This window comes from Rhodopila sp. (genome assembly GCF_035548235.1).
Classification (GTDB): Bacteria; Pseudomonadota; Alphaproteobacteria; order Acetobacterales; family Acetobacteraceae; genus Rhodopila.
In genome coordinates this window covers 1-2,963 of sequence record NZ_DASZTJ010000138.1, presented here as the reverse complement: position 1 = coordinate 2,963, position 2,963 = coordinate 1, and the positions used below count along the sequence as shown (strand labels likewise).

The 2,963-nt window shown below is 64.6% G+C and carries 3 protein-coding genes; 1 reads left to right on the top strand and 2 read right to left on the bottom strand.

Annotated elements, in window-relative coordinates:
- On the top strand, window positions 1-323 hold a 323-nt coding region (locus VHB27_RS12305), incomplete at its 5' end, for a DUF3463 domain-containing protein (RefSeq protein ID WP_325600753.1).
- Between the two features lie 247 nt (window positions 324-570).
- Here VHB27_RS12305 and VHB27_RS12300 read toward each other — a convergent pair.
- Both VHB27_RS12300 and shc read right to left on the bottom strand, forming a co-directional pair.
- On the bottom strand, window positions 571-1,329 hold the full coding sequence (locus tag VHB27_RS12300; RefSeq protein WP_325600751.1) for a phosphorylase: 759 nt from the start codon (window positions 1,327-1,329) through the stop codon (window positions 571-573).
- The coding region (gene shc, locus VHB27_RS12295) for a squalene--hopene cyclase (protein ID WP_325600749.1) at window positions 1,326-2,963 on the bottom strand (1,638 nt) is incomplete at its 5' end. The genes shc and VHB27_RS12300, both read right to left, overlap by 4 nt.

The following is a 2,963-nucleotide window of genomic DNA, read 5'->3' as shown; positions in this document are numbered from 1 at the left end:
CCTTCAAGGAGCTGATGGAGACCACGGACTGGGACTCCTACGGCACCGGCAAGTACGAAAAGTGCGCCAACTGCATGGCGCATTGCGGCTACGAGCCGACCGCCGCGAACGCCGCCTTCGCCAACCCGCTGAAGGCGATGTGGGTGGCGCTGCGCGGCATCCGCACCTCGGGGCCGCTGGCACCCGAAATCGATCTCTCCAAGCAGCGCCCGGCGCAGTACATCTTCTCAGACCAGGTCCAGAAGAAGCTCTCGGAGATCCGCCGTGACGAGGCCCTCGCCGCCCAGCAGAAGACCGCCGAAAAGGCCTCGACGGCCGCCTGAGGGCCAGCAACAGTCTGGGAAGTCAGGATCCGGTGCGCCGGGCCGGGCCCACATAACGAAAGCCCGGTTCTGATCTCTCGGAACCGGGCTTTCGTTTGCGGTTGAGCCGTCTTGCACGGCCATTTTCCAGTTAAACGAGAACTTTAACTCCCAGGCACGGACCTGCGAGAGAGAAGATCTCCCTCGCCTTGCGATAGCCGCCCCTTTCAGGGGGAGGCTTTGAGCATCCGAAGGAAAGTTAAGGCCGTTACGCCGCGAACTGGCGGACCAGGGGCTCCGGCAGCCGGGCCACCAAGCCGTCCCCCAGGAGCAGGTCACGGCAGCCGCGCAGGCTGCGCAGCGCGCGGTTGAAGTCGATCCCGGTCGAGACCAGCGAGCGCAGCGTCATGGGATTACGCGCGACGCCGCGCAGCACAAGGCGCAGGTCGATGTCGCCGTTCGGCTTGATCGCATCCCTCGCCAGCGCCGGCAGCGCCCGGTTGGCAGGATCGCTGATGACCCGCAGGGCGGCAAATGGCACCCCAGCCTCGGCGGCATAGGCCGCCGCAATATGGCTCTCCATGTCGACGGCCGCAGCGCCCGTCTCCATCCACAGCGCGGCCTTCTTGGCGATCCCGGCAACAACCTGCTCAACGCCTGCAAGGCCACCGCGGACCACCCGCCGGCGTCCCAGCGCGGCATTGGCGATCAGCTCTTCGTTCAGCGCCGACCCCGCCAGCCAGCGGGTGTCGCCGGCCAGGACTTCCGTCGCCACCACGATGTCGCCGGATTTGAGCGTAGGATCCAGGCCACCGGCGACGCCGAAACTAATGACGCCCCTGAACGTTGTTGAATCGAGCGTGGCCAGCAGCGAACGCAATTGCCGCGGATCGCTGCTGCTGCAGATGACCATCATGCCCGGGCCGGCCGCGATCCGCGCCTCCTGCACCAAGCCAGTCACAATCAGAACCGGCCGCGGGTCAATTCCATTACCCGAGGCCAGTTCGCCCCCAATCCCCAAAGTCACATTCCGACCCCTACCACCCTGCTATTCGTCTTGTTCAAGTTCCGGTACCGGGCCAGTGCCCAGAGCGGGAAAAACTTGGCATATCCATGATAACGCAAGTAAAATACCCGTGGAAAGCCCGTAGCAGTGTATCGCTGCTCGTCCCACAGTCCTTTTTCCGTCTGTGTGCTTTTTAGGTACTCCACCCCACGCCTGACCGCCGGATTGTCGACCTCCCCGGCGGCCATCAGAGCAAGCAAAGCCCATGCCGTTTGCGAGGCAGTGGTCGGTGCGCGCTCATACCCCTTGTAATCGAGTCGGTAGCTCTCCGCATCCTCGCCCCAGCCCCCATCAGGGTTCTGGATCGAGACCAGCCAGTCGGCGGCCTTACGGATCATCGGGTCCTGGTGGTCGACGCCGGCAGCATTCAGTGCGCACAGTACCGACCAGGTTCCATAAATATAGTTAAGACCCCAGCGGCCGTACCAAGAGCCTTCCACAAGCTGGGTCCGGCGCAGATATTCGATCGCCGCAGCCACCGACTTGCTGGTCTGCGCGGTCTCACCGAGCTGCGCCAGCATCGAGACGCAGCGCGCGGTGACGTCCTCGGTCGGCGGATCGAGCAGCGCGCCGTGGTCCGAAAACGGGATGTTGTTGAGGTAATATTCGAGATTGTCGACGTCGAAGGCGCCCCAGCCGCCATTGCGGCTCTGCATGCCTTCGATCCACTCGCGGCCGCGGGCCATCGCTTCCTTGTATTCGCCCTTGCCGGATTGCCGCGCCGCCCGGTCCATCGCCATCACCACGACGGCGGTATCGTCGAGATCGGGATAATAGTCGTTGTTGTACTGGAAGGCCCAGCCGCCGGGACGCGTGTTCGGGGCCTTCACGGCCCAGTCGCCCTTGACGTTCAGCACCTGCCGCGGCAACAGCCAGTCGAGTCCCTGCCTTGCCTGCGACACCGCCTGTTCGCTGCCGGCCTCGAGCAGGGCATGGCAGGTCAGTGCGGTATCCCACACCGGCGAGACGCAGGGCTGGCAATAGGCCTCGTCCTCGCGGATCACCAACAGCTTCTCGACCGAGCGGCGGGCAATGGCGCGCGGCGGATGGTCCGGACCCTTACCGAGCGCGTCATACATCATCACCGTGTTGACCATCGGCGGGAAGATGGCGCCGACGCCGTCCTCGCCGTTCAGCCGCTCCTCGATGAAGGCAACCGCGCTGTCGATCGCGCGCTGACGCATTTTCTTCGGTATCAACGGCTCGATCACCCGCAGCACGGCATCGAGGCTGCGGAACAGGAGAAACCAGGCCCAGCTCTGATGCGGCGCCTTTGCCGTCATGCCGATCGACTTCGGGTCCTGCAGAAACAATTCGTCGATGGTGACGCCCTTCGGGTTCCTCGCCCGCGGCTTCAACGCCGCCAGCACCAACAGCGGCACCATCGTGGTGCGCGCCCAGTAGGAGATCTTGTTGATGTGGAACGGCGACCACATCGGCAGCAGCATGATCTCGACCGGCAGCACCGGCACGCTCCGCCAGGTCGTGACGCCGAACATCGACAGCATGAAACGCGTGAACACATTGCTGTGAACGGCGCCGCCGCGCGAGCGGATCGCCTCGCGAGCCCGCACCATGTGCGGAGCGTCGAGGGA